The following is a 25,348-nucleotide window of genomic DNA, read 5'->3' as shown; positions in this document are numbered from 1 at the left end:
GGCACATGGACCGGCATGTCGAGGCCTTCCTGGAGATGCTGGCGGCCGAGCGCGGGGCCGCGCGCAACACCCTGGCCGCCTACCAGGCCGACCTGGAGGACGCCGCCGGCTTCGCGTCCCGCAAGGCCGGGGAGACGCCCGGGGCGATGAGCGCGGAGACGCTGCGCCGCTACGTCACCGGGCTGACCGATGCCGGCCTTTCCCCCCGCACCGCGGCCAGGCGCCTCTCCGCGCTGCGCCAGTTCCACCGCTTCCTGGCGCGGGAGGGCGTGCGGACGGATGATCCGACCGAGGCGCTGGACAGCCCGCGCAAGCCCGCCCTGCTGCCCCGCCCGCTGCGGGAGGCGGAGGTGGAGGCGTTGATCGCCGCGGCCGGCCGCCTGCCGGAACGCCGGGCCCCCCTGGCCGTGGCGGTGTGCGAGCTTCTCTACTGTTCCGGCCTGCGGGCGAGCGAGCTGGTGGAACTGCCGGCGGCCGCGCTGCGGGCGGATTCCCCGCTCGTGGCGGTGCGCGGCAAGGGCGGGAAGGAGCGGCTGGTGCCGGTGAGCGCCCGCGCGCGGGAGGCGGTGCAGGCCGCCCGGGCAGGGGCGCCGGAGGGCTCGCGCTGGCTTTTCCCCTCCCGCGGGGCCTCCGGGCACCTGACGCGGCAGACGCTGAACAACCTGCTGCGGGAGGCGGCGCTGGCGGCGGGCATCGACCCGGAGCGCGTCTCGCCCCACGTGCTGCGCCACTCCTTCGCCTCCCACCTGCTGGGGCGGGGGGCGGATCTGCGGAGCCTGCAGGTGCTGCTGGGCCACGCGGACATCGCCACCACCCAGATCTACACCCAGGTGCTGGAGGAGCGGCTGCGCGCGCTGGTGGAGGAGCACCACCCGCTGGCGCGCGGGGGCTGAGGGCCTACCGGCCCCCGGTCATCGGGATCAGTGCCCCGGTCATGTAGGCGGCCTCGCCCGAGAGGAGCCAGAGGATGGCCTCCGCGCATTCCTCCGCCGTCCCGACGCGCCCCATCGGGATGGACGGCCCCATGGTCGCCAGGCGATCGCCGAGGCCCGCAGCGGCATGGATCTCCGTGTCGATCAGCCCGGGCAGGATCGCGTTCACCCGGATGCCCTCCGGCCCCAGCTCCCGCGCCAGGCCGACCGTGAGGCTGTTCACCGCCCCCTTGGCCGCCGAATAGGCGGTCCATTGCCCGCCGCCGCCATTGGTGGCGGCAATGGAGGAGAGGTTCACGATCGCGCCGCCGGCGCCGCCGTGCCGGGTGGACATGCGCCGTACCGCTGCCTGAGTGCAGAGGAAGGTGGCGGTGACGTTCACCTCCAGGATGCGGCGGATGGTCGCCGCGTCGTAACTCTCCGTCCGGGTGGCCGGGCCGGTGATGCCGGCATTGTTCACCAGCCCCGTCAGCGGCCCGAAGGCCCGGTCCGCCTCGGCGAAGAGGGTGTTCACCTCCGCCTCCTGCGAGACATCGGCGCGCACCGCGATGGCCCGCCCGCCGCCGTCCAGGATGTCGCGCACGACCTCGCGGGCTCTCTCCTCCCTCTCGGCGAAGTTCACCACCACGGCGTGGCCGCGCCGGGCCGCGAGCCGGGCGGCGGCGGCCCCGATGCCGCGGCCGGACCCGGTGATGACGATCACGCCCACTCTATTCCACCTGCAGCCGGAGTTCCGCGACCAGCGGCCGCACTTGCGCGACCTGCTCCGCCACCGCCTGCCGCAGTTCCGCCGGGGGCGATCCCACGGGTTCCGCCCCCACCTCGGCGAGGCGGCGCCGGAGCTCGGGCTGGGCGGCCGCCTGGGCGATCTCGCGCTGCAGGCGGGCGATCACCGCCTCCGGCGTACGGGCCGGGGCGAAGAAGCCGTTCCAGCCGCGCAGCTCCATGTTGGGGAACCCCTGCTCCCGCACCGTGGGTACGTCCGGCAGCGCGGAGGATCGCTGGGCCGCCAGGGTCGCCATGGGCTTCAGCGCTCCGCCCCGGACATGCGGCAGGGCGGTGGAGAGCTGGTCGCCTCCGAACTGGATGCGGCCCGCCACCATCTCCTGCACCAGCGGCGCGGCGCCGCGGAACGGGACGTGCTCCATGTTGATGGCGGCGTCCCGCTTCAGCACCTCGCCCGCAAGGTTCATAATGCTGCCGGGGCCGGTGGAGCCGTAGAACAGCCCGGCCGGCTGCGCCTTGGCGAAGGCGACGAACTCCTTCAGGTCCCTGGCCGGCACCGATTGCGCGGCGACGAGGAGCATCGGCACGTTCGCCGCCAGGGAGACGGGGGCGAAGTCGCGCTCGATGTCGTGCGGCGACCGGTTGGCCAGCTGCAGGGCCGTGGTCGTCGAGGTGAAGGTCAGGTTGTGGAAGAGGAGGGTGTAGCCGTCCGGCGCCGCCTTCGCGACGACATCCGCGCCGACCGAGCCGCCCGCCCCGGCGCGATTCTCCACCACCACGGGCTGTCCCAGCCCCTCGCTCATGCGCTGCGCGAAGACGCGCGCGAGCATGTCGGTGGTGCCCCCAGCGGAGAAGGGGACGACGACGCGGATTGGTCGGTCGGGGAAGCCTCCCTGGCCTCCTGGCTGCCCTTGGGCGATGCGCGGCAGGACAAGGGGTGAGGCCAGGGCTGCGCCGAGTAGGGCGCGCCGGGTCGCTTGCGTCACAGGACGGTCCTCCGGGAAATCCGCCATGTCGGGCCGGCGGTTGGATGGAAGCCTAGGGCCGCCGCGCAGATGACGGCAAGGACATGTGCCGGACCGGCGGCTGCCTCCCGGTGCCCGGCCCTTTTCCCCCGGACCACCCCCTGCTATCCCCCCCGCGCCCTCGGACCGGACCCCTGGATGCGCCACTTCCTCGACTTCGAGAAACCCCTTGCCGAGCTGGAAGGCCAGATCGAGGAATTGCGCCGCACCACCGATGCCGGTGGCATCGACGTGGCGGACGAGATCGGCAAGCTGCGCGACAAGGCGGAGAAGCTGCTGGCCGCCACCTATGCCAAGCTCACCCCCTGGCAGAAGGCACAGGTGGCGCGGCATCCGGACCGGCCGAAATGCCTGGCCTACATCGCCGGGCTGATCGAGGACTTCACGCCCCTGGCCGGGGACCGCGCCTTCGCGGACGACCAGGCGATGGTGGGCGGGCTGGGGCGCTTCCGCGGCCGCAACGTGATGGTGCTGGGCATCGAGAAGGGCACGGACACCGAAAGCCGCATCGCGCACAATTTCGGCAGCCCCCGGCCGGAGGGCTACCGCAAGGCCCGCCGCCTGATGGAGCTGGCCGGGCGCTTCAACCTGCCCATCCTCACCTTCGTGGACACCGCCGGCGCCTTCCCGGGCGTGGAGGCGGAGGCGCGCGGGCAGGCGGAAGCCATCGCGCGCTCCATCGAGGCGGGGCTGGAGGCGCCGGTGCCCTTCATCGCCACCATCATCGGGGAGGGCGGCTCAGGCGGGGCCATCGCCATCGCCTCGGCCGACCGGGTGATGATGCTGGAGCACTCCATCTACAGCGTGATCAGCCCGGAGGGCTGCGCCAGCATTCTCTGGCGCGACGCCGCCCAGGCCGCGACGGCGGCCGAGGCGCTGCGGCTGACGGCCGAGGACCTGAAGCGTCTCAACCTCGTGGACAGCGTGGTGCCGGAGCCGATGGGCGGCGCCCAGCGCGACCCGGCGGGGATGATCGCGACCGTGGGCGATCGGATCGAGGCCTGCCTGGAGCCGCTGTTGGCCCTGGACGGCGCCACGCTGCGCGCGCGGCGCCGGGAGAAGTTCCTGGAGATGGGCCGCACCGGCTTGGTTTGAACCGGGCCGGTCCAGCCCGCCGGGATCACCAGCCGCGGTGGTAGTGCCGGCCCCCGCGGTAGTAGCCGCGATCCCGGTAGTAGCCGCGGTGCCGGTAGCCCCGCCGCGAGCTGCTGGCGATTGCTGCGCCCGCCACCGCGCCCACCACGCCCGCCGCCACGGCCGTTCCGACGGCGGCGTTCTGCTGCGCCTGGTAGGTCTCCGCGTTCGCGGCGGGGGCCAGCGCCTGGTAGTCCTGACAAGCCTGCACGCTGCCCTGCTGGCAGGCGTAGCCGGCATAGTCCGCCTGTTGCTGGTAGGGGCCGGGCCCCACCGGCGCGCAGGCCGCCAGCCCGGCCAGGATCACGGTGCCCGCGGTGAGCAGGGCGGTGCTGCGGAAGCCTGCGCGGCGTGGATCGCTCATCCGTTCCTCCGGGAAGATTCAAGGCGCCAACGCTGCGCCGGCGGAAGGGTTCCCTGGTCGTAAAGCCGGCTTGACGCACCGCCGGCCGCGCCACGACCCTGGCGCATGGCAGCGCGTTCCCTGGAATTCCGGCACCTCGAGGTCTTCCGTGCCCTCATGCGCACGGGAACGGCGACGGGGGCGGGGGCGCTCCTCGGCGTGTCCCAGCCCGCCGTAAGCCGCCTTCTCGCGCAGACCGAGGCCCTTGCGGGCTTTCCCCTGTTCGAGCGCGTGCGCGGGCGGCTGGTGCCCACCGCCCTGGCCCACGCGCTGCACGAGGAGGCGGAGCGGGTCTTTATCGGGATCGAGGAGATATCGGCCCTTGCGGAGCGCCTGTGCCGCCGGGCGCCGCGCCGCGTGGTGGTCGCCTCCGTGCCGCTCCTCACCCTCTCGGTCCTGCCTCGGGCGGCCCGCGCCTGGGGCGAGTTGCGGCGGCCGGAGGCGCTGGCCGTGCATTCGCGCACGGTGGGTGGGGTGCTGGGCATGGTGGCCACGCGCCAGGCGGATCTGGGCCTTGTCACCGGCGCGCCGCCGGTGCCGGGGGTGCGGAGCCTTCTGCTGGCGCGGGCGCGGGCCTTCTGCGCCATGGCCCCGGGCCACCGCCTGGCGGCGCTGCCGCTGGTTCAGGCTGCCGACCTGGACGGGGAGGCCTACATCGCCCTCTCGCGGGAGGAGGGGCGGCAGGCGCTGGTGGACGCCGCGCTGGACGGCAGCGGCGCACACCCCGTGGAGGTGGCGGAGTGCCGCATGACCTCCGGCGCCGCCGCCATGGCCGCGGCGGGGGCGGGGGTGACGGTGGTGGACGCCTTCGCCGCCGCGCCCTTCCTGCCCGCCGGGCTGGTGCTGCGGCCCTTTGAGCCGGCGGTGACGGTGGAGTACCGGCTACTCTGGCCCGAGGAGGCGCCGGACAATTTCGGCCGGGCGTTGCTGGTGCAGGCGATCCGCGCCGCCGTCCGCAGCGTGAAGGCCGAGGTGGACCGGCACCTTCGCGGGGCCGGGGCCGTGAAGGCGGGGGCATAAGCCGGGCCCTGGCACTATACCAATTTGGTATGGGGCGGCGGGCAGCGAGGGGTGTCACGCTGCTGTCGCATGAGCGACGCCATCTTTGCCCCCGGATTTGTCGAGCGCCCCTACTGGTGGGAAGCGGCACCGCCGCCGCCGCCCGCCAGTGCTGCCCTGCCGGATGAGGTGGAGGCGCTGATCGTCGGCGGCGGCATCGCCGGGCTCTCCGCCGCGATCGAGCTGGGGCGGAACGGGGTGAAGGCCCTGGTGATTGATCGCGAGGCGATCGGCTGGGGTGCCTCCTCCCGCAACGGAGGCGCGCTGAGCGGGGCGGGGAGCCTCGGCAAGGTGCGCTCCGACCTCGCGGAGGCCTTCGGCAAGGAATACGTCTCCGAGCTGATGGAGGAGGGCGAGAGGGCCTTCGAGGACTTCGAATCCTTCGTCGCGCGCGAGGGGCTGGACTGCGACTACGTGCGCAGCGGCCGTTTCGTCGGCGCCCATGCGCCCAAGGCGCTGGAGACGCTGAAGCGGCGAATCGAACTCATCAACAGCGCGGGCACCGAGGAAGCCTTCTTCGTGCCGCGGGAGCGCGTGGCGGAGGAGGTGGCGACGGACCGCTTCTTCGGCGGGATGATGCTGCGCCGCGCGGGATCGCTGCACCCCGCGAAATACGTGCGCGCCCTGGCCGGCGCCGCGGCGCGCCACGGCGCGACGCTGGCGGGCGGGGTGGAGATGCGGGGCTACGCGCGCGATGCGGGCGGTGGCTTCGTGGTGGAGACGAGCCGCGGCCGCATCCGCGCCCGCAGGCTGATGATCGCGACGAACGGCTACACCGGCGGCGCCGCGCCCTGGTTCCGCCGCCGGCTGATCCCGGTGGCGAGCTACATGATCGCGACGGAGGAGATCGGGGAGGAGCGCGTCCGCAAGGCCTTGCCGACGCTGCGCGTCTATGGCGACACGAAGAAGGTGCTCTACTACTTCCGGCCCTCGCCGGATCATAAGCGCATCCTGTTCGGCGGCCGCGCCAGCTTCGTGAACGCCGACACGCGCGCTTCCGGCGCCACGCTGCACCGCTTCCTGGTGGACCTGATCCCGGACCTGGCGGATGTGCGAATCACGCATTCCTGGAAGGGAAACGTGGCCTTTGCCTTCGACATGATGCCGCATCTGGGCGAGCACGAGGGCGTGCACTACGCCATGGCCTGCAACGGCAGCGGCGTGGTGACGATGACGCATCTCGGCACCGCCGTAGCCGCTTCGATGCTGGGCGGGGCGAACAAGCCCTCCGCCTTTGCGCGCCTCGCCTTCCCGACGAAGCCGCTCTACACCGGGCATCCCTGGTTCCTGCCCTTCGTCGGCCTCTCCTACCAGCTGCGGGACCGGCTGGACGGCTGGCGCGTGGCGCCGCGCAAGGATGCTGCCTGATGGGCGCGCATCCCTACTTCACGGCCGAGGAGTTCGCCGCCCGCGTGGAGCGGGTGAAGGCGAGGCTGCGCGCGGCGGGGGTCGATGCCGCGCTGTTCGACGAGATCGAGGCGATGACCTGGGTCTCGGGCTTCGGGAGTTCGGCCAACCGCTGGCGCTGCGTGCTGCTGCCGGTGGAGGCAGATCCCTTCTTCCTGATCCGCGCGCTGGATGCTGGCGTATGCGAGCAGCGGACCTGGATTGCGGACATCCCGACCTACCGCGATTGGGAGGACCCGATCCCGGTCCTGGCGGATGCGCTGCGCGCGCGGGGGCTGGAGACGGCGACGATCGGGCTGGACTTCGAGAGCTACGGCACCTCCATCGCGCGGCTCGAGGCGATGCGGAAGGCGCTACCGAAGGCCCGCTTCGTGGATATCGGCGCGGTGGTGGCGGAGCTTCGCCTCATCAAGTCGCCCGCCGAGATCGAGCTGCTGCGGCGCGCGGCCGCCATCGCGGACGAGGCGACGCGCCGCGCGGCCGCCGTATGCGTGCCCGGCGGAACGCAGCGCGACGCGGCGCGAGTGGCGCAATCCACCTTCGTGGAGATGGGCGGCGATCCCTACCGCCCCGGGCCGATCACGGCGGGGCGGGGCTGGGACTTCCTGCACGGGCACCTGGGCGACGACCTGCTGGTGCAGGGCGACGTGGTCCACATCGAGTTGACGCCGCGCATCTACGGCTACTCCTCCCGCATCATGCGCTGCGTGGTGCTGGGCGAACCGGAGCCGGACCGGCTGCGGGCGACGGAGATCCTGCGGGAGCTGCAGGACGCGCAGATCACCGCGATGAAGCCGGGCGCGGTGGCGGAGGAGGTGGACGCCATCCTGCGGGAGGGCGTGATCCGTTCCGGGCTGCGGAGCAGCTACGACAACATCACCGCCTATACGCTGGGCCTCTACGGCGATGCCGGGCCGCGCACGAGCGACTTCACCCGCATCTTCCATCCCGGCGCGAAGTGGGTTCTGGAAGCGGGCATGGTGATGCATGTGTATGCGTCCGCGGGTGGGGCGGCGCTCAGCGAATCGGTTCTGGTCACGGAGACCGGACCGGAGCTGCTGACGCACCTGCCGCGCACGCTGCTGGTCAACCGCTGAGGGGAACGCGCATGTTCGAGGCCGTCGAGACGGGCATTATCAAGTCCAAGGGGCCGATCAGCGGCACGGTGAAGAAGGGCGGCACCATCATCACCGCGCAGATCCCGAAGGATCCGCAGACCGGCGCCATCGTAGAGGGCGACATCGCCACCCAGACCCGGCGCACGCTGGAGAACCTGCGGATGGCGGTGGAAGCCGCGGGCGGCACGATGGCGGACGTGATGCTCTGCCAGATCTACCTGATCGAGCCCTCCGACGCCGCCGGGATGAACGCGGTGTACCGCGAGTTCTTCGCCGAGCCCTATCCCTGCCGCGCGACGGTGGTGGTGAAGGAGCTGCTGGCGCCGGGCATGCGGATCGAGCTGATCGCGACGGCGCAGCTCGGCTGATGGCGGGCGGGCGGGTCATCGTTCTCGGCGCGGGCGTCGCCGGGCTCTCCACGGCGCTGCCCCTGCGGCGCGCGGGGCGGGACGTGACGGTGATCGACCCGCTGGGGCCCGCGGGCGGCGCCTCCTTCGGCAATGCCGGGCTGATCAGCGCGGAGACGGTGGTGCCGATCGCGCTGCCGGGGATGCTGCGGAAGGTGCCGTCCTGGCTCGGCGATCCGCTGGGGCCGCTGGCGGTGCGCCCGGCCTATCTGCCGAAGGCGGCGCCCTGGCTGGCGCGCTGGATCAGGGCGGGGAGGATGGACCGTGTCCTCGCCGTGTCGGACGCCATGCGCGCGCTGCACGCACCGGCCTTTGATGATTGGCGCGGCTTGCTGGGGGCCGAGCTCTATTCCGAGCTGTTCCGCCGCAACGGCCAGGTGCAGATCTGGGACGAGGCGGAGGAGACGCCGGGCGCCGCGCTGGAGCGCGGGCTGCGGGAGCGTCACGGCATCAAGGCTGAGGTGCTGGGCGCGGATGATCTGCGCCAGTTCTTCCCCGGCATTGCGCGCCAAGTCTCGCGCGGGCTGCTGGTGCCGGGGAATGGGCAGACGATCAGCCCGCCGCAGGCCGTGCGCCGCCTGGGCGAGCTGTTCCTGGAGGCGGGCGGCACCATCCTGCCGCAGCGCGCCATGAAGCTGATCCCGCAGGAGGGCGGGGGCTGGCTGGTGATGACGAACACGGACAACCACCGCGCGGAGCATGTGGTGGTGGCGGGCGGTGCCTGGTCGCGCCTGCTGCTCGACCCGCTGGGCATCCGCGTGCCGCTGGAGACGGAGCGGGGCTACCACCTGATGCTGCCGGACCCCAGCTTCGCGCCGAAGCTGCCCATCCTCTACAAATCCGGAAATTTCGGCGTGACGCCGATGGCGGAAGGGCTGCGCGTTGCCGGCACGGTGGAGATTGCCGGGCTGGACGCGGCGCCGGACGAGCGGCGGGCGCAGCGGCTGATGACGCAGCTGCGCGGGCTGTTCCCGGACATCCAGGCGGGCGAGCCGAAGCTCTGGATGGGGTTCCGCCCTTCCACGCCGGACAGCTTGCCGGTACTGGGTCCCGTGCCGGGCCGCCCTGGCCTGCATCTCTGCTTCGGCCACGGCCATTTCGGGATGACGGGCGGCCCGCCGAGCGGAAGGCTGGTAGCCGGCACGATTCTTGGAGACACGGCGCCCATCGACATGGCTCCCTATTCCATCTCTCGCTTCCACTGACACAAGCCATTCGAAAGGGGCGACGCATGACAGACCTGATCCGCCTGAACAGGCGCCTGCTTCTGGGAACCGCCCTGGCGGCACCCTTCGTTGCCCGCCCCGCTCTGGCGGCGGGCGAGGTGATCGTCCGCACGCCGGGCGGCACCTATGACGACGTGATGCGGAAGTACGTGTACGAGCCCTTCACGAGGGAAACCGGCATCACCGTGCGCCCCGTGGCGGCCACCAGCGCGAAGCTGCTGGCCATGTTCCGCGCGGGGAACGTGGAGCTGGACCTGATCGACACGGGCGCCGGCCAGTTGCTGACGCTGGACCGCATGGGCGCGCTGGCGCCGATCGCCTACGACAAGTGGCGCTGGACGAAGCCGGAGGACATCTCGCCGGAGCTGAAATCCGCGAACCGGGTCTCGAACTTCGTCTATTGCACCGTGCTGGGATACAGCAAGGAAGCCTTCCCGAACGGCGCACCGGATAGCTGGGCGCAGTTCTGGGATGCCGGCAAGTTCCCCGGGCCGCGCATGCTGGGCGACATGGCCTCCGGCTCCGCGCATCTGGAGTTCGCGCTGCTGGCGGATGGTGTGCCTAAGGACAAGCTCTACCCGCTGGACGTGGAGCGCGCGCTGCGGGTGATGGACCGCATCCGCCCGCAGATCCGCCGCTTCTGGGACACGGGCGCGCTCTCCGCCCAGATGCTGTCCGACAAGGAAGTGGTCGCCGGGTCCATCTGGAACGGCCGCCTGCAGGTGCTGATCGATCGTGGGGCCCCGCTGGCCTATACCTGGAACGAGCACATGATCCAGGTGCAGGCGATGGGCATCTTCAAGGACGCCCGCAACGTGGCGGGTGCGCAGCTCCTGGCCGACTACATGCTCCAGGCCGAGGTGCAGGCGAAGTACGCGCGGGACCTGATCTACGGCCCGACGAACACGAAGTCCTTCCCGCTGATGACCGAAGAGGAGAGGGCGCGCGCCCCGGGCGGCCCGCGCTCCACCCAGACCGGCTTCTACCAGAACAACGAGTGGTGGGAGGACAACCGGGACCGGGTGAACCGCCAGTGGTCGCGCTGGGTCCAGAAGTGACGGCGGGTTCCGTCGCCCTCGAGGGCGTGACGAAGCGGTACGGTTCGGAGACGGTGGTGGCGGACGTGTCCGTCACCATCGCTCCGGGCGAGTTCTTCACCCTGCTCGGCCCTTCCGGCTCCGGCAAGACGACCACGCTCTCCATGCTGGCGGGCTTCGTCGTGCCGGATGAGGGGCGCGTGATGCTGAGCGGGCAGGACATGACCAGGGTGCCGCCGCGTGGGCGAGGGCTGGGCATGGTGTTCCAGAACTATGCCATCTTCCCGCACCTGAACGTGGCGGAGAACGTGGCCTTCCCGCTGACGGTGAAGCGCGCGCCGAAGGCCGAGATCGCCCGCCGCGTGGCGGATGCGATGGCGATGGTGAAGCTGGAGGGGTTCGAGGGGCGCTACGCCCGGCAGCTCTCCGGCGGGCAGCAGCAGCGCGTGGCGCTGGCGCGCGCCATCGTGGCGCACCCGCCCGTGGTGCTGATGGATGAGCCGCTGGGCGCGCTGGATAAGAACCTGCGCTACCACATGCAGGTGGAGATCAAGGAGATTTCCCGCCGGCTGGGCATGACGGTGATCTACGTCACCCATGACCAGGAGGAGGCGCTGACCATGTCCGACCGGATCGCGATCATGAATCGCGGCCGGATCGCGCAGATGGGGCCGCCGCGGGAGGTGTACGAGAAGCCGGATTCCAGCTTCGTCGCCGCCTTCCTGGGCGAGGCGAATCTGCTGAAGGCGCGGCGCGACGGCAATGCGGTGGCGGGGCCGGGCGGGACGCGGATTGATGCGGGCGCGGGCGCGCTGGGCGCCTCGGACGGTCTGCTCTTCGTTCGGCCGGAGAAGGTGAGCATCGCGGCGGGCGGGGCGGACGGCGCGCCGAACACCCTGCCGGGCCAGGTGCGCCACGCATCCTTCCTCGGCAACATCGTGCGCTATCAGGTGGAGGTGGCGGAGGGCGCGACCGTGCTCTGCGACACCGCCAACGGCGCGGGCGCGGCGCTGCACGCGCCGGGCGATCCCGTGCGCCTCTCCTGGCGCGCCGAGGATAGCCGGCTGCTGGCGGCCTGACGCGATGCCCGTCCGCATCCCCACCGCCTGGCTGCTTCTGGCGCCCGCGCTGCTCCTGCTGGCGGGGCTGTTCCTCTTCCCGATTGGCTGGTTCCTGCACGCCTCCATCTCGGAACTCGGCACGTGGTCCGAGATCCTGACGGAAGCGGAGGACGTGCTGCTTTCCGGCGCCATCAGCCGCTCCCTCGTCACCACCGGCTGGATCGGGGTGGTGGTGACGCTGCTGGTGCTGGTGATCGGCTACCCCATGTCCTACGCGCTGTCCCGCGCCAGGGGCTGGGTGTTCACGGCCATCCTGCTCTGCATCGTGCTGCCCTACTTCACCAGCACCATCGTCCGCACCTATGCCTGGATGGTGCTGCTGGGGCGGAACGGGCTGATCAACCAGATCCTGCTCGGGCTGGGGCTGGTGGGGGAGCCGGTGAACCTCCTCTACAACCGCACGGGGGTCATCATTGGCATGACCTACGTGCTGCTGCCCTACATGGTGCTGACGCTATTCGCCGCGATGAAGGCGGTGGACCCGCGGCTGATGCAGGCGGCAGAGGGGATGGGCGCATCCCCCGCGCAGGTGTTCCGCAAGGTCTTCATGCCGCTGACGCTGCACGGGGTGGTGGCGGGCGTACTGATCACTTTCATCCTGGCCATCGGCTTCTTCGTGACGCCGGCCCTGATGGGCGGGCCGAGCGACGTGATGATCGCCATGCTGATCGAGCGGGAGGTGGAGATCACCCAGAACTGGCCATCCGCCGCGCTGATGACGATCGTGCTGCTGGTGGTCACGCTGGCGCTCTACGCCGTGTACAGCCGCTTTGCCGAACCCGGGGAGGCGGTGCGATGAACGGGCCGGTGATCCGCGCCACCTTGCTGAAGGTGCTGGTGGTGCTGCTTTGCGCGGGGATGCTCGCGCCGATCGTCATCGTCGCCATCGCCTCCTTCTCCGGCGATGGCTACCTGAAGTTCCCGCCGGAGAGCCTCTCCGTCCGTTGGTATGAGCGCTTCCTGGGCGATCCGCGCTGGCGGCAGGCCATCGTCAACTCGCTGATGATCGGCGCGATGGCCTCCTTTCTCTCCACCCTGCTGGGATTCCTCGCGGCCTACGCGATGGTGCGGGCGCAGTTCCCCTTCAAGCGTGTGGTGGCGGCGCTGCTGCTGACGCCGGTGATCGTGCCGCACGTGATCACGGCGGTGGCGGTGTACTTCCTCTCCGCCCGGATGGGGCTGGTGGGAGTGCGCCCCTGGATCGCGGTGGCACATTCCGTGGTGGCGCTGCCGGTGGTGCTGGTGATCCTGCAATCCGCGCTGCGCACGGTGGACCCGGTGCTGGAGCGAGCGGCGATGGTCTTCGGCTGCACGCGCTGGGGCGTGTTCCGGCGCGTGGTGCTGCCGCTGGCGCTGCCGGGGGTGATCTCGGCCGCTCTCTTCGCCTTTCTCACCTCCTTCGACGAGCTGGTGATCTCCATCTTCCTCGCGGGCTTCCGCTCGGAGACGCTGCCCGTGCGGATCTGGAACAGCCTGCTGCTGGAGGTGGAGCCGACCATCGCCGCCGTCTCTACCCTGCTGATCGTTGTCACGACCGTCGCGCTGGGGATCGATGCGCTGCTTCGCAAGCTGCGGGGCGGGAGCGGGCTACCCGCGCGGTAGGGCCCGCTCCAGCCCTGCCGCGTAGCGGCGGGTGGCGGCGCGGGCGCGCTCGGCCTCGGGCGGGTTCCAGCCCAGCGCGTCCGCGGCCATGGTGTAGTAGCCGAGCTGGAAGGCGAGGTAGCAGGGGGTCAGGAAGGCCAGCAGGGCGGGGTTCACGGCCCGCCCGGCCTCGCGGCCTACCGCTTCGGCCAACGCGTCCCGTTCGGTGTTGGTGAGGTCCAGCTCCACGGCGGCGCCGGCCACGTCCCAGGCGATGTCCTGGGCGCCGATCAGGTCGTGCGCCGCCGCGTGGTCCACGGCATCCGCCTTCAGCAGCCGCCCGCTCGGCAACACCAGCCATTCCCAGGCGTGCGGGCGGTTGTCGGTCCAGACACGACGCATCGCGGCCTCCAGGGCCGGGATCTGCGGGGCCCAGCTGTCCAGGCGGGCGGCCGCAGCCTCATCCAGGGCCTCCAGCGTGTTCTGGCGGGCCATGGCCAGAAGGTCCCCGGCCCCCGCGCCCGCTTCGGCGGGCATGGTCCGGGCGCGGAAGCCGAGATAGCGGCCGAGATGGGCCAGCAGGGCGGGGCGGTCCGCCGTGGCGGGGTTCAGGGGCCCCGCATCATCCATCCACCGCTCGGCCAGGAAGCCGTGGAGCAGGCCGGCGGGCTCCGGCGTGAAGCCTGCGGCGTGGAGATGACGGGCGCGGGCCGCGGCGGCTTCGCCGTGGCGGCCCAGGCCCGCGAACTTCAGCATCCAGGCGCCGCCGCGGGCGCGGAACAGGAACTTGCGCCGCTCCATGAAGGGGTGGAGGGGCGGCCATTCGGCTTTGGAGGGGAAGCGCCGGGCGCGCCAGGCGCCGCCGGAGATCTCCTCCATCGGGACCTCTGCGGGGCCGAGAAGGGCGGATGCCCAGCTTTCCAGCCGATGCTCGGGGCGTTCGGCGGTGAGCAGAAGGCACTCGAGGGATGCGGGGTGGCGCGCCATCCGGTCCCAGCGCGCCCGCGCGGCCTCGCCCGCCTCGGGCCCGGGCGCGCCGCCATGGCCGGGGAGGAGGTGGATGCGGGGAAGGGGGACGCCGCCGCCCTGCAGGAAGTCCATCGCGGCGCCGAAGCTGCTGCCGGAGAGGCCCGGACCCTCGTCCACGATGGCGAAGGCGGCGGGATTGGCCAGCAGGGCAGCGGCGAGTTCCGGCGCCAGGGCCAGTTCCCGCCGGAAGGGGTGCCCCACCGGCCGGACCGTGACCGGCGCCCCCGTACCGCGCGCGGCGGCCACCATCGCGGCCAGGGTGGTGCCGATGGAGCGCAGGCCGATCACGCGCGGCGCAGGGGGCAGGGCGGCGGCGGCCAAGCCAAAGGCCTCGGGGTAGAGGGCGTAATAGGCGAAGCCTTCCGCGCTGCGGGGCTCGACAGTGGCCGGCATGGGCCGGGTGGAGAGCGCGGTGAGCTCAGCTTCAGGCACCGGGCCGGCTTGTGTGAAGCCGGACTGCCAGGAGAGCCAGGCGCTGTGAGCGACGGCCATCAGTAGGGCCATGGCGGCGTCGTCAGTCGGAGAGGGGGCGTCGAAGCCACGCTCGGCGAAGGTGGCGTCGGCCAGGGCCTGGGCGAGTTCCCCCGCCTCGATCAGCGCGCCGACGAGGGCGGCGTGGCGGGCCAGCCCGGGCGGTTCCGCCGAAAGACCCCGCAGCAGATCTGCCAGGATTGCCAGCTTCGCGCGCGGGTCCTCGCGCCGGGGCCCGTCGCCGTAGACGATCATGCGGAGACGATCATGCGGAAACGGTCATGGGGCGCCTCGCCTCAGGACGCGACGCGCTCCTCCGCGTGCCGGGCGATCGCCTCCCGCAGGTGCCCTTCCAGCTCCGCCGCACGGTGTGCCGCCGTGTGCTCGTCCAGCACGCGGGCGCGCAGGGCCTGGCCCATGGCGCGGCGGCGCTCCTCCGGCATGTCGCGAAGGGCGCGCAGCACCTCGTCCGGCCCCTCGGCCAGCAGGATCTCCGTGCCGGGCTGTAGCAGGGTGTCGATGCCGTCCCAGGTGTCGGAGACGATGGGCACGCCGCAGGCACCGGTCTCGAACAGGCGCACGCTGGGGCTGTAGCCCGCGCGGATCATGTCGGCGCGGGTGACGTTCAGCGTGAAGCGGCTGCTGGCGTAGAAGGCCGGGTGGTCGGCGGGCGGGACGTGCTCGATCCGCTCGACGTTGGCGGGCCAGCCGATATCGGCGGGGTATTGCGGGCCGGCGACGGCGAAGCGCATCTCCGGCGCGCGGCGGGCGGGCTCGATCAGCAGCCGTTCGAGCGTGGGCTGCCGGTCCGGGCTGTAGGTACCGAGATAGCTCAGGTCCCAGCGCGGAGGCATGTCCAGCGGCTGGTAGGCGGCATCGTCCACGGAGCAGTAGAGCTGGCGCGCAGCAGGGGAACCGTACTGCCGCTCGATCCGCTGCAGCGTGGGGCCGCCGGTGAAGGAGAGGTAGACGTCGTAGCCTGGGATCAGGGCAGGGGAGAGGTACTCCTCGTCGCCCCGCTCCAGCTTCGCCAGGGTCACCGGCGTGTCGATGTCGTAGAAGGCGGTGGCGCCGCGGGCGGTGGCCTGCACCATGCGCCCGACCGCCACGCCCTCCGGCACGTAGGATCCGACGATCACCGCATCCGCGCCCGCGATCGTCGGGCGCCAGGATTCCAGCGCGGCGAGATCGGGGTAGAGGGCGAGGCTGCAGAAATCCGGCTCCGGCATGTCGCGGTGCTGCGCGTACCAGGGCACGTCGCGCTCCAGGAACAGGATGTCGTGCCCGCGCGCGGCAAAGGCGCGGAGAAGGGCGCGGAAGGTGGTGGCGTGGCCATTGCCCCAGGAGGAGGAGAGGCTGAGGCCCAGCACCACCAGGCGCAGCGGGGCGCTCACGCCGCGCTCCGCTTCTGCGCGGCGGTGTCGCGCAGAAGCGCGTCCACCTCGGCGCCGCGGCGGGTGTAGGTGTGCTCCGCCAGGATGCGGGCCCGCGCCGCCTCGCCGATCGCCTTCGCGCGCTCCGGAGTCAGGCTGCGGACGTGCTCGGCGACGTCGGCGCCATCGCGCGCCACCAGCACCTCCTCGCCCTCCTTCAGGAAGAGCTCCAGGCCCACCCAAGTATCGGTGATGAGGCAGGCGCCTGCGCCGGCGGCCTCGAAGACGCGGGTGGCGGGGGAGTAGCCGACCTGCGCCATGCTGTCCCGCGCCACATTCAACACGGAGAGGGAGGAGGTGTTGAAGGCGTTGTGATCGCGCGTGCCGACATGCCCGATCTGCCGCACGTTCCCCGGCATGGGCTTGTCGTGCCAGCCATTGCCGCCGAGCAGGAACTTGCGGTCCGGCAGGCGCGCGGCGGCGTCCAGGAAGAACTGCTCCACCCGCGCCTCGCGGTCCGGCAGGCGGTTGGCGAGGAAGTTCAGATCGCCCGCGAAGCGCGGATCGGCGGGGACGGGGTGGTGCGTCTCCGGGTCCAGCGCGTTGTAGATGGGAATGCAGCGCCGGGCGCCGAGGCCCTCATAGGAGGCGATGACGGGCGGGCCGCCGCCATAGGTGAGGACATAGTCCAGCCCGGGCAGGGCGCGGCGCAGGGCGTGGTCCGGGGCAGGGGTGATCTCGGCCAGCGTCGCGGGCGCGTCCACGTCCCAGAAGATGCGGATGGCGTCCGGCCGGGCGGCCTTCATCACGCCGCCGATCAGCTCGTCGTCAAACACGCCGACGCCGCTGGCCTTCACCACCACGTCGGCGCGCGCGGCCTCCGCCATCACCTCGCGCAGCGCGGCCTCGGTGGCGTCGTAGACGCGCACCTCCGCCCAGTCCGGTGGCTCGATGTCGCGGTTCTTCTGTCGGTCGAAGGCGTCCGGCTCGTAGAAGGTGATCTGATGGCCGCGCGCGGCGAGGTCGCGCAGCATGCCCCGGTAATAGGTGGCGGCCCCGTTCCAGTAGGAGGAGAGGAGGCTCGATCCGTAGAAGGCGATCCTCATGCGGGCACCACCTCGTTCATGCTCAACACCTTTCCGTCCCCCTCCCACAGCGCCAGAGCGCTGATGGAGGCGGGCGCGATCTCGAATCGATGGATCTCGTCCAGGCTCAGGCGCAGGAAGTGCGCGAGCACGGCCTTGATGACGTCGGCATGGCTGACTACGGCGATCCGGCCTTCCGGGTTCGCCGCGCGAAGGCGTTCGGCGCCGGCCACGGCCCGTGCCTGCGCCGCGGCCATGGTTTCGCCGCCCGGCGTGCCCGCCGTGGCGCGATGCGTGTTCCAGCGTACCCAGTCCGGGTCGCCGTTCAGGGCTTCGAAGCTGCGGCCGGTCCAGGTGCCGAAGTCGATCTCTGTGAAGGCCTCGTCCGTGCGGACCCCGAGGCCGAGCTGCGAGGCGACCGGCGCCGCCGTCTCCTGCGCGCGCTCCATGGGGCTGGAATGGACTGCCTCGATGCGGGCGCGTGCCAGGTGGCCGGCCAGCGCGGCCGCCTGGGCGCGCCCTGTCTCGCCCAGGGTCACGCCCGGCATCCGGCCGCACAGCGTGCTTCCCACGCGGTCATGCGCCGCGTGGCGCAGCAGGAAGAGCGTGGCGGCCACGCCCGCACCTAGCTCTCGCCGGCCACGAAGCGCAGCACGCGGGCCCGCGCCTCGCCGTCGTCGAATTGCTGCGGGGGCGACTTCATGAAGTAGGAGGAGGGGCCGATCAGCGCGCCGCCCATGCCGCGGTCCAGCCCGATCCGGGCGCAGCGCACGGCATCGATCACCACGCCGGCGGAGTTGGGGGAGTCCCAAACCTCCAGCTTCAGCTCCACGTTCAGCGGCATGCCACCGAAGCCCGTGCCTTCCAGCCGGATCTGCGCCCACTTGCGGTCGGTCAGCCAGGGCACGTGGTCGCTGGGGCCGACATGCACGTTCTCGGCTGGCAGGGGCACGTCGAATTGGCTCGTCACGGCCTGGGTCTTGGAAATCTTCTTCGATTCCAGCCGCTCGCGCTCCAGCATGTTAAGGAAATCGGCGTTGCCGCCGAAGTTGAGCTGGTAGGTGCGGTCCAGCCGCACGCCGCGTTCCTTGAACAGGTTGGCCAGCACGCGGTGGACGATGGTGGCGCCCACCTGGCTCTTGATATCGTCGCCGATGATCGGAAGGTTCTTGGCCTCGAAGCGGCGCTGCCATTCCGGGTTGGAGGCGACGAAGACGGGAATGCAATTGACGAAAGCGCAACCGGCCTTCAGCGCCTGTTCCGCGTAGAACTCCGTCGCCTTCTGCGAGCCGACGGGCAGGTAGGAGACGAGCACCTCGGCCCCCGCCTCCTCCAGCGCCGCCGCCACGTCCGATACGGGCTCGTCCGACTCCGTGATCTCGGAGCCCAGGTAGCGGCCGATGCCGTCCAGCGTCGGGCCGCGCCGCACCGTCACGCCCGTGCGCGGCACCTCGGCGAAGATCTGCGTGTTGTTCGGCTCGGCCAGGATCGCGTCGGCAACGTCGCGCCCGACCTTCCTCGCGTTCACGTCGAAAGCGGCCGCGATCTCGATGTCGCGCACGTGATAGCCGCCCAGCTCCACGTTCATCAGCCCGGGCACGGGCTCGTTCGAGGCGGCATCGCGGTAGTAGGATAGGCCCTGCACGAAGGAGGAGGCGCAGTTGCCCACCCCGACGACGGCCACGCGGACGGGGCGGCGGCTCATGGCGCGCGGTGCCCCGGGGCATTGCCCGGGCGATGGCGGGTGCAACCAGACTGGCAGATCAAAATCCTAAAACTCCCCGCCTCCAGGTAGCCCCCTGGGAGGGCTGCGCGAAGGATCAACTTAGCTGGGGCCCGGATCACGGATCAATGGCACCCTCCCTGGGCGCGGGATCACTGACGCGTTACAAGGAAATGTGATCGCTTTCCTGGCCTTCTACTTACATGATGAAGGGGGTAAGGATTCCGGAGCGCCGCGACGGAGTCCGGATCGCGGATACGGAAGCACTCCTGCCCGTTCCGCGCCGCGCGTGGCATCTGGCCGGAGGATGAGGGCTTGGCGGAATCGATCCTGATCACCGGTGGTGCGGGCTTTATCGGCCGGTACGTATCGCGCGCGCTGCTGGACCGCGGCGATCATGTGCGCGTCCTCGATAGCTTCATCGAGCAGGTCCACGCCGACCGCGGCGCGGACGGGCTGGATTCAGAGGTGGAGGTGGTGCGCGGCGACGTGCGCGATCCCGAGGCGGTCGCGCGCGCGCTGAAGGGCGTGGACAAGGTGGTCCACCTCGCGGCCGAAGTCGGCGTCGGGCAGAGCATGTACGCGATCGACCGCTACGTCTCGGTCAACGACCATGGCACGGCGGTGCTGTTCCAGGCGCTGATCGACAATCCGGTGAAGCGCTTCGTCGTCGCCTCCTCCATGTCCGTCTACGGCGAGGGGCTGTACCGCGACGCCGACGGCAAGCTGGTGGAGGACGCGGTGCGCCGCCCGCGCAGCGGCCCGGACGCGCCCTGGGACCCCACCGACGAGAAGGGCCGGCCCATGTCGCCGGTGCCGACGCCGGAGTGGAAGCGGACGAACCTCGCCTCCGTCTACGCCATCAGCAAGTACGTGCAGGAGCGGCTGACGCTGACCGTGGCCCCCACCTATGGGATGGAGGGCGTCGCGCTGCGGCTGTGGAATGTGTACGGGGCGGGGCAGGCGCTCTCCAACCCTTATACCGGGGTGCTGGCCATCTTCGCCGCGCGGCTGCAGAACGACCAGCCGCCCATGATCTTCGAGGACGGGATGCAGCGCCGCGACTTCGTGCACGTGGAGGATGTGGCCAACGCCTTCCTCCTCGCGCTCGATCGGCCGGAGGCGGCGGGCGGGGTGTACAACATCGGCAGCGGCGTGGACCGCACGGTGCAGGACGTGGCGGCGGACCTGGCGCGCGCCATGGGCAAGAACATCGCGCCGGAGATCGCGGGCAAGACCCGCGCCGGCGATATCCGGCACAACATCCCCGACATCACCAAGGCCCGGCAGGAGCTGGGCTACGAGACGAAGCACCTGGATTTCACCGCCGACCTCGTTGAGCTCGCCGAGTGGGTGGCCCGCCAGCAGGCGCAGGACCGGGTGAGCCAGGCGCGGAACGAGCTGGAGTTGAGGGGGCTGGTGGCGTGAGCGGGGCGGCGGCTCCGTCCTCTCCGGCCATCAGCGGCGCGCGGCCGGTTCTCGTCACCGGCGGCGCGGGCTTCATCGGGTCCAACCTCGCGGACCGGCTGGCCTCCGAAGGCCATGATGTCCTGGTCTATGACGCGCTCTCCCGCCCCGGCGTGGAGACGAACCTGGCCTGGCTGAAGGAGCGCCATCCCCGGCGCATCTCCTCCGTGGCGGCGGATGTGCGGGATCCGGCGGCGCTGGCTGAGGCGGCGGGGCAGGCCTCGGCCGTGTTCCACATGGCCGCGCAGGTGGCGGTGACGACCAGCCTTGTCGATCCGCGCGAGGATTTCGAGATCAACCTCGGCGGCACCTTCTCCCTGCTCGACGCGCTGCGCCGGCGCGGCGGCGGCGTGCCGCTGGTCTTCGCCAGCACAAACAAGGTCTATGGCGACCTCGCCGACCTGGAATTCGTGCTGGAGGACGAGGCCTACGTCCCCGCCAATCCCGCCATCCGCGCCAGTGGCATCGGTGAGGAGCGCCCGCTGGACTTCCACACGCCCTATGGCTGTTCCAAGGGCGCGGCGGACCAGTACGTGCTGGACTTCGGCCGTTCCTTCGGCGTGCCCACGGCGGTTCTGCGCATGAGCTGCATCTACGGCCAGCGCCAAATGGGCACGGAGGACCAGGGCTGGGTTGCGCACTTCCTGCTGCGCGCGCTGCGGGGCGAGCCGATCAGCATCTACGGCGACGGCTACCAGGTGCGCGACGTGATGGATGTGGGCGATGCGGTGAACGCCTACCTGGCGGCGTGGCGGAACATCGGAGCCGTCTCCGGCCGCGCCTTTAACCTTGGCGGCGGGCCGGCCAATGCGGTCAGCCTGCGCCAGCTCCTCGCTCATATCGGGGACCTGACCAACCGCAAGGTGGAGACGCACTACTCCGACTGGCGCGCGGGCGACCAGCGCTACTACGTCTCCGACACCACCCGGGCCGCGCGCGAGCTGGGCCTGCGCCCGGCCCGGCCCTGGCGGGAAGGCGTGGCCGCCCTGGCGCAGTGGCTCCGGCAGGAGCGCGTGGCGCCGGAGCCCGCCAGCGCGTGACCGCGATGCCGAAGGGCACGCGGCTGCTGATGACGGCGGATGCCGCGGGTGGTGTCTGGACCTACGCGCTCGATCTGGCCGAAGGGTTGGCGGTACAGGGCGTTGAGGTGGTGCTAGCCGTGCTCGGTCCCGCCCCCCCGCCGGTGCAGGCAGCCCGAGCAGCTGCGATCCCGGGCGTGCAGCTGCGGATCACCGGCCTTCCCCTGGACTGGCTGGCCGCCACACCGCGCGAGGTGCTGGACGCCGGCGAAGCTATCGCGACCCTGGCGCGGGAGGAGGGGGTGGACCTGATCCACCTCAACAGCCCCGCCCACGCGGCCGGAGCGGCATTCCCGGTGCCGGTCGTCGCGGTTTCCCACTCCTGTGTCGCCACTTGGTGGGATGCGGTGCGAGGAGGGGAACTGCCCGAGGATTTTGCCTGGCGCACGGATCTGGTGCGGCAAGGCCTGCTGAACGCCTCCGCCCTCGTCGTGCCTAGCCGCGCCTTCGCCGAGGACACGGCGCGCCACTACGGCCTGCCGCAACTGCCCATCGCCGTTCACAACGGCCGCCGAGACGCGCCGCCTGTGCGGCCCGCGCCGGACGCGCCGCCCCTGTTTGCCCTCACGGCCGGGCGCCTCTGGGACGAGGGGAAGAACGTCGCCACGCTGGACCGGGCCGCCGCCCGGCTTGGCCTGCCCGTGCTGGCGGCCGGCGGCTTCTCGGGCCCGAACGGCGCACGGGTGGAGGCACCCCATCTCCGCGCCCTCGGTCAACTGGGTGGGGCGGAGCTGGCGGGGCTGCTGGCCTGCCAGCCGATCTACGTCTCCCTCGCCCTCTACGAGCCATTTGGCCTTGCCGTGACGGAAGCGGCGCAGGCGGGCTGCGCCCTCCTCCTCTCAGACATCCCGAGCTTCCGGGAATTGTGGGACGGCGCCGCCCTCTTCGTCCCCGCGCGTGACCACGGCGCTGCGGCGGAAGGGATCGCGCGACTGGCGGGGGATGCCGCGGAACGTGCCCGCCTCGGCGGCGCCGCGCGCGATCGTGCGGCGCGCTACACGGTCGAGGCGATGGTGCAGGCCATGCTCGAGGTGTATCGGGGCGTCCTGACGCAGGGGAACGCCGCGTGAAGCTTGTCTACCTCACCCACTCGCTCGCCTCCTGCTGGAATCACGGCAACGCGCATTTCCTGCGTGGCGTGCTGAGGGAGTTGGCGCTGCGCGGCCATGAGGTGCTGGCGCTGGAACCCCAGGGCGCCTGGAGCCTGGAGAACCTGCTGCGCGACCATGGGGAGGCGGGGCTTGAAGCCTATCGCACGCACTACCCCGAGTTGAGCGCGCAGGTCTTCGCCTCGAACGAGGAGGCGGAGGAGGCCGTTGCGGACGCCGACGTGGTGATCGTCCACGAATGGAACGAGCCCGCCCTTGTCGCCGCCATTGGGCGCCTTCGCCGCAACGGGGCGCGCTTCACGCTGCTGTTCCACGACACGCATCACCGCGCCGTCTCCGATCCGCAGGCCATCCGCACCTTCGACCTGGACGGCTACGACGGCGTGCTGGCCTTCGGGGAGACCTTGTCCGAGGTGTATCGCGGCTGGGGCTGGGGCGGGCGCGTCTTCACCTGGCACGAGGCGGCGGATACGCGCCTCTTCCACCCGCCGGCGCAGGAAGGGCCGCGGAAGGGCCTGGTGTGGATCGGCAACTGGGGCGATGGCGAGCGCAGCGCGGAGCTGGAGAGCTTTCTCTTCCGCCCCGCGCAGCAGGTGGGGATGCCGCTGGAAATCTTCGGCGTGCGCTACCCGGAGGAGGCCCTGACGACGCTGGCGCGCTACGGCGTGGACTACCGGGGCTGGCTGCCGAACGCCCGCGCGCCGGAAATTTTCGCGCGGCATCTCGCCACCGTGCACGTGCCGCGCCGCTTCTACGTGCAGGTGCTGCCGGGAATCCCCACCATCCGCGTTTTCGAGGCGCTTGCCTGCGGCATCCCGCTCGTCTCCGCGCCCTGGCAGGATTCCGAGAACCTGTTCCGCCCGGGGCAGGATTTCCTGACGGCGCGGGATGAGGAGGAGATGATGCACCACCTCTCCTCCCTTCGCGACGATCCCGCGCTTCGCGAATCGCTGGTGAGCAGCGGGCTGGAGACGATCCGCGCCCGCCACAGCTGCGCGCATCGTGTGGACGAGCTGCTGGGCATCCTCGCGCAACTCGGGGCGGCGCCGGGGCGTCTCGGCCCCATGGTCACGGGGGATGCGGCGTGAGCGCTGCGGTGAAGATGACGCAGGATGAGATCCGGCGCCGCGTGGAGGCGCTGGGCGAGTGGTTCCACGACATGGACCTGGGCGGCGTGCGGACCGCGCCGAACCATTTCCTCTGGGGCTATCCCGAGAACAAGTTCAAGCACTTCGCCCATGTCGTCCCGCAGGACCTGACGGGGAAGTCGGTGCTGGATATCGGCTGCAACGCCGGGTTCTACAGCCTGGAGATGAAACGCCGGGGTGCTACTCGCGTGCTGGGGATCGACAGCGACGACCGCTATCTGGACCAGGCGCGCCTGGCCTCCGAGGTGACGGGGCTTGAGGCGGAGTTTCGCAACCTCTCCGTTTATGAGGTGGGCGCGCTGGGCGAGCGCTTCGACCTCGTGATCTTCATGGGCGTGCTCTACCACTTGCGGCACCCGCTGCTGGCGCTGGACCTGATCCACGAGCACGTCGCAAAGGACCTGCTGCTGTTCCAATCCATGCAGCGGGGCGCCACGGATGCGATGGCGCCGGCGGACGACTACCCGTTCACCGAGACGGCGCATTTCGACGACCCGGCCTATCCGAAGCTGCACTTCATCGAGAAGCGCTACTCCAACGACCCGACCAACTGGTGGGCGCCGAACGCGGCGGCGGCGGAGGCGATGCTGCGCTCCGCCGGCTTCGCGATCCTCGAGCACCCGGAGCAGGAGGTCTATCTCTGCCGCCGCGTCGAAGCCCCCTGGGGCGCCGGGGCGGCCTATCCGGTGAAGGGACCGCGCGCATGATCGAAGCCGCGATGATCTGGAACGAGCCGAACAACAAGTCCCACTGGGACCCGGAGGTCGATCCGGGCTGGGAGAAGTTCGGCCACATGGTGAAGCTGGCCGGGCGCGCCATCAAGGAGGCGAACCCCGCCATTCCCCGCGTGCTCGGTGGCATTTCTCCCATCGATCCCACCTTCATCCAGAACATGGCCCAGCGCGGGGCGATGGACGAGATCGACGTGGTGGCCGTGCACGGCTTCCCGCTCGACTGGAATCTCTGGAAGATCGACGAGTGGCCCGCCAAGATCGACGAGATCCGCGCGGTGACGGACAAGCCGATCTGGGTGAGTGAGGTCGGCATCTCCACTTTCGGGGCGGAGGAGGTGCAGGTCTTCGGGCTGAACCGCACGGCGGAGCTGCTGATCGGCAAGGCGCCGCGCATCCACTGGTACAGCCTCTACGACCTGCCGCAGGCCTGGGGCGCCACCACCCGCCACCGGGAGGCGGAAGGCTCCTCCTACTACCGCCACTTCTACATGGGCCTGCTGCGCGAGGACGGGTCGCCCAAGCCCTCCATCGAGCACTTCCCGAAGCACGCCCCTGCCATGGGCCTGTGCCAGTGGTTCCACTACGAGGACCCCCGGCTGGACGACGCGGTGGCGTGGATGAAGCGCCTCGGCGTCACATATCTCCGCACCGGCCTCTCCTGGGCGGACAGCTTCCGGCCAAACGCGCTGGACTGGTTCGACCGGCAGATGGAGGCGCTGGCGGATTTCGACGTGACCGTGACCTTCTGCTTCACGCCGGAGCATCGCGGCATCGCCCCGCACCATACCAGCGCGCCGCAGGTGCCGGAGGAGTTCGCGGAGTTCTGCGCCTCCATGATCCGGCGCTACGCCCCGGCCAAGGCGAGCGTCGCGGCCTGAGAAAAGGCCGGGGGAAAAGGAATTCTCCCCCGGACCCCCTCATCTTTTTCTTCGAGGCTGCCGCGGGCGGGTTGCC

At 71.2% G+C, this 25,348-nt stretch carries 25 protein-coding genes; 17 read left to right on the top strand and 8 right to left on the bottom strand.

Translation table 11 applies throughout. From position 1 onward, the window contains the following. Nucleotides 1-5 precede the first annotated feature (5 nt). A complete protein-coding gene (locus NRP21_RS12585) occupies nucleotides 6-893 on the top strand; it encodes a tyrosine recombinase (protein ID WP_257716552.1) in 888 nt (295 codons plus the stop codon). 4 nt (nucleotides 894-897) lie between these two features. On the opposite strand, the gene NRP21_RS12580 is transcribed toward NRP21_RS12585, so the two are convergent. Both NRP21_RS12580 and NRP21_RS12575 read right to left on the bottom strand, forming a co-directional pair. Continuing rightward, the gene (locus NRP21_RS12580; RefSeq protein WP_257716551.1) at nucleotides 898-1,635 is read right to left on the bottom strand and encodes an SDR family oxidoreductase; all 738 of its coding nucleotides are present in this window, start codon (nucleotides 1,633-1,635) and stop codon (nucleotides 898-900) included. Nucleotides 1,636-1,642: 7 nt separating this feature from the next. Further along, on the bottom strand, nucleotides 1,643-2,644 hold the full coding sequence (locus NRP21_RS12575; RefSeq protein WP_257716550.1) for a Bug family tripartite tricarboxylate transporter substrate binding protein: 1,002 nt from the start codon (nucleotides 2,642-2,644) through the stop codon (nucleotides 1,643-1,645). A 177-nt stretch (nucleotides 2,645-2,821) separates the two neighbouring features. On the opposite strand from NRP21_RS12575, the gene NRP21_RS12570 reads away from it, so the two are divergent. Beyond that, a complete protein-coding gene (locus NRP21_RS12570; protein ID WP_257716549.1) occupies nucleotides 2,822-3,778 on the top strand; it encodes an acetyl-CoA carboxylase carboxyltransferase subunit alpha in 957 nt (318 codons plus the stop codon). A 25-nt stretch (nucleotides 3,779-3,803) separates the two neighbouring features. Here NRP21_RS12570 and NRP21_RS12565 read toward each other — a convergent pair whose 3' ends face one another. Then, nucleotides 3,804-4,181 carry a hypothetical protein gene (locus NRP21_RS12565; RefSeq protein ID WP_257716548.1) on the bottom strand — a complete coding sequence of 126 codons (378 nt, stop codon included), beginning with the start codon at nucleotides 4,179-4,181 and terminating at the stop codon, nucleotides 3,804-3,806. Nucleotides 4,182-4,286: 105 nt separating this feature from the next. Here NRP21_RS12565 and NRP21_RS12560 point away from each other — a divergent pair, with 105 nt between their 5' ends. The 9 genes from NRP21_RS12560 (at nucleotide 4,287) to NRP21_RS12520 (ending at nucleotide 13,197) form a co-directional block, all read left to right on the top strand. Continuing rightward, a complete protein-coding gene (locus NRP21_RS12560; RefSeq protein ID WP_257716547.1) occupies nucleotides 4,287-5,240 on the top strand; it encodes a LysR substrate-binding domain-containing protein in 954 nt (317 codons plus the stop codon). Between the two features lie 69 nt (nucleotides 5,241-5,309). Then, nucleotides 5,310-6,647, top strand: coding sequence for an NAD(P)/FAD-dependent oxidoreductase (locus NRP21_RS12555; RefSeq protein WP_257716546.1), 1,338 nt, complete (start codon nucleotides 5,310-5,312; stop codon nucleotides 6,645-6,647). Further along, the gene (locus NRP21_RS12550) at nucleotides 6,647-7,783 is read left to right on the top strand and encodes a M24 family metallopeptidase (protein WP_257716545.1); all 1,137 of its coding nucleotides are present in this window, start codon (nucleotides 6,647-6,649) and stop codon (nucleotides 7,781-7,783) included. The genes NRP21_RS12555 and NRP21_RS12550 overlap by 1 nt, the downstream gene beginning before the upstream one ends. An 11-nt stretch (nucleotides 7,784-7,794) precedes the next feature. Continuing rightward, on the top strand, nucleotides 7,795-8,172 hold the full coding sequence (locus NRP21_RS12545; protein WP_257716544.1) for a RidA family protein: 378 nt from the start codon (nucleotides 7,795-7,797) through the stop codon (nucleotides 8,170-8,172). Further along, the gene (locus NRP21_RS12540) at nucleotides 8,172-9,416 is read left to right on the top strand and encodes an NAD(P)/FAD-dependent oxidoreductase (protein WP_257716543.1); all 1,245 of its coding nucleotides are present in this window, start codon (nucleotides 8,172-8,174) and stop codon (nucleotides 9,414-9,416) included. The genes NRP21_RS12545 and NRP21_RS12540 overlap by 1 nt, the downstream gene beginning before the upstream one ends. Nucleotides 9,417-9,442: 26 nt before the next feature. Then, nucleotides 9,443-10,495, top strand: a complete 1,053-nt coding sequence (locus NRP21_RS12535) for an ABC transporter substrate-binding protein (protein WP_257716542.1) — start codon at nucleotides 9,443-9,445, stop codon at nucleotides 10,493-10,495. Then, on the top strand, nucleotides 10,492-11,553 hold the full coding sequence (locus tag NRP21_RS12530; RefSeq protein WP_257716541.1) for an ABC transporter ATP-binding protein: 1,062 nt from the start codon (nucleotides 10,492-10,494) through the stop codon (nucleotides 11,551-11,553). Before NRP21_RS12535 ends, NRP21_RS12530 begins: the two co-directional genes overlap by 4 nt. A gap of 4 nt (nucleotides 11,554-11,557) precedes the next feature. Then, nucleotides 11,558-12,394, top strand: coding sequence for an ABC transporter permease (locus NRP21_RS12525; protein ID WP_257716540.1), 837 nt, complete (start codon nucleotides 11,558-11,560; stop codon nucleotides 12,392-12,394). After that, nucleotides 12,391-13,197, top strand: coding sequence for an ABC transporter permease (locus tag NRP21_RS12520; RefSeq protein WP_257716539.1), 807 nt, complete (start codon nucleotides 12,391-12,393; stop codon nucleotides 13,195-13,197). Before NRP21_RS12525 ends, NRP21_RS12520 begins: the two co-directional genes overlap by 4 nt. Here the strand turns inward: NRP21_RS12520 and NRP21_RS12515 are convergent. Genes NRP21_RS12515 through NRP21_RS12495 form a run of 5 tightly spaced genes read right to left on the bottom strand, consistent with a single transcriptional unit; the run spans nucleotide 13,183 to nucleotide 18,839 of the window. Next, nucleotides 13,183-14,931: a hypothetical protein gene (locus NRP21_RS12515; RefSeq protein WP_257716538.1), complete on the bottom strand. Its 1,749-nt coding sequence runs from the start codon at nucleotides 14,929-14,931 to the stop codon at nucleotides 13,183-13,185. The genes NRP21_RS12520 and NRP21_RS12515 overlap by 15 nt on opposite strands. A gap of 41 nt (nucleotides 14,932-14,972) precedes the next feature. Continuing rightward, nucleotides 14,973-16,070, bottom strand: coding sequence for a CgeB family protein (locus NRP21_RS12510; RefSeq protein ID WP_257716537.1), 1,098 nt, complete (start codon nucleotides 16,068-16,070; stop codon nucleotides 14,973-14,975). Then, nucleotides 16,067-17,155, bottom strand: a complete 1,089-nt coding sequence (locus NRP21_RS12505) for a CgeB family protein (protein ID WP_257716536.1) — start codon at nucleotides 17,153-17,155, stop codon at nucleotides 16,067-16,069. The genes NRP21_RS12510 and NRP21_RS12505 overlap by 4 nt, the downstream gene beginning before the upstream one ends. Beyond that, the gene (locus NRP21_RS12500) at nucleotides 17,152-17,751 is read right to left on the bottom strand and encodes a histidine phosphatase family protein (protein ID WP_257716535.1); all 600 of its coding nucleotides are present in this window, start codon (nucleotides 17,749-17,751) and stop codon (nucleotides 17,152-17,154) included. Before NRP21_RS12500 ends, NRP21_RS12505 begins: the two co-directional genes overlap by 4 nt. An 8-nt stretch (nucleotides 17,752-17,759) precedes the next feature. Next, nucleotides 17,760-18,839, bottom strand: coding sequence for an inositol-3-phosphate synthase (locus tag NRP21_RS12495; RefSeq protein WP_257716534.1), 1,080 nt, complete (start codon nucleotides 18,837-18,839; stop codon nucleotides 17,760-17,762). 333 nt (nucleotides 18,840-19,172) lie between these two features. Between NRP21_RS12495 and NRP21_RS12490 the strand changes: the two genes are divergently transcribed. The 6 genes from NRP21_RS12490 to NRP21_RS12465 are packed head-to-tail and all read left to right on the top strand — an operon-like array spanning nucleotide 19,173 to nucleotide 25,272. Then, entirely contained in the window at nucleotides 19,173-20,285 is a 1,113-nt protein-coding gene (locus NRP21_RS12490) for an NAD-dependent epimerase/dehydratase family protein (RefSeq protein ID WP_257716533.1), read from the top strand. Next, entirely contained in the window at nucleotides 20,282-21,364 is a 1,083-nt protein-coding gene (locus NRP21_RS12485; protein ID WP_257716532.1) for an SDR family NAD(P)-dependent oxidoreductase, read from the top strand. The genes NRP21_RS12490 and NRP21_RS12485 overlap by 4 nt, the downstream gene beginning before the upstream one ends. 5 nt (nucleotides 21,365-21,369) lie before the next feature. Further along, entirely contained in the window at nucleotides 21,370-22,473 is a 1,104-nt protein-coding gene (locus NRP21_RS12480) for a glycosyltransferase family 4 protein (RefSeq protein ID WP_257716723.1), read from the top strand. Then, nucleotides 22,470-23,600 carry a CgeB family protein gene (locus NRP21_RS12475; protein WP_257716531.1) on the top strand — a complete coding sequence of 377 codons (1,131 nt, stop codon included), beginning with the start codon at nucleotides 22,470-22,472 and terminating at the stop codon, nucleotides 23,598-23,600. The genes NRP21_RS12480 and NRP21_RS12475 overlap by 4 nt, the downstream gene beginning before the upstream one ends. Next, nucleotides 23,597-24,367, top strand: coding sequence for a TIGR04290 family methyltransferase (locus NRP21_RS12470; RefSeq protein WP_257716530.1), 771 nt, complete (start codon nucleotides 23,597-23,599; stop codon nucleotides 24,365-24,367). Before NRP21_RS12475 ends, NRP21_RS12470 begins: the two co-directional genes overlap by 4 nt. Beyond that, nucleotides 24,364-25,272, top strand: coding sequence for a glycosyl hydrolase (locus tag NRP21_RS12465; protein WP_257716529.1), 909 nt, complete (start codon nucleotides 24,364-24,366; stop codon nucleotides 25,270-25,272). The genes NRP21_RS12470 and NRP21_RS12465 overlap by 4 nt, the downstream gene beginning before the upstream one ends. The last annotated feature ends 76 nt before the right edge of the window (nucleotides 25,273-25,348 follow it).

Source organism: Roseomonas populi, from assembly GCF_024594815.1.
GTDB lineage: Bacteria > Pseudomonadota > Alphaproteobacteria > Acetobacterales > Acetobacteraceae > Roseomonas > Roseomonas populi.
This window is presented reverse-complemented; position numbering and strand designations above follow the sequence as displayed.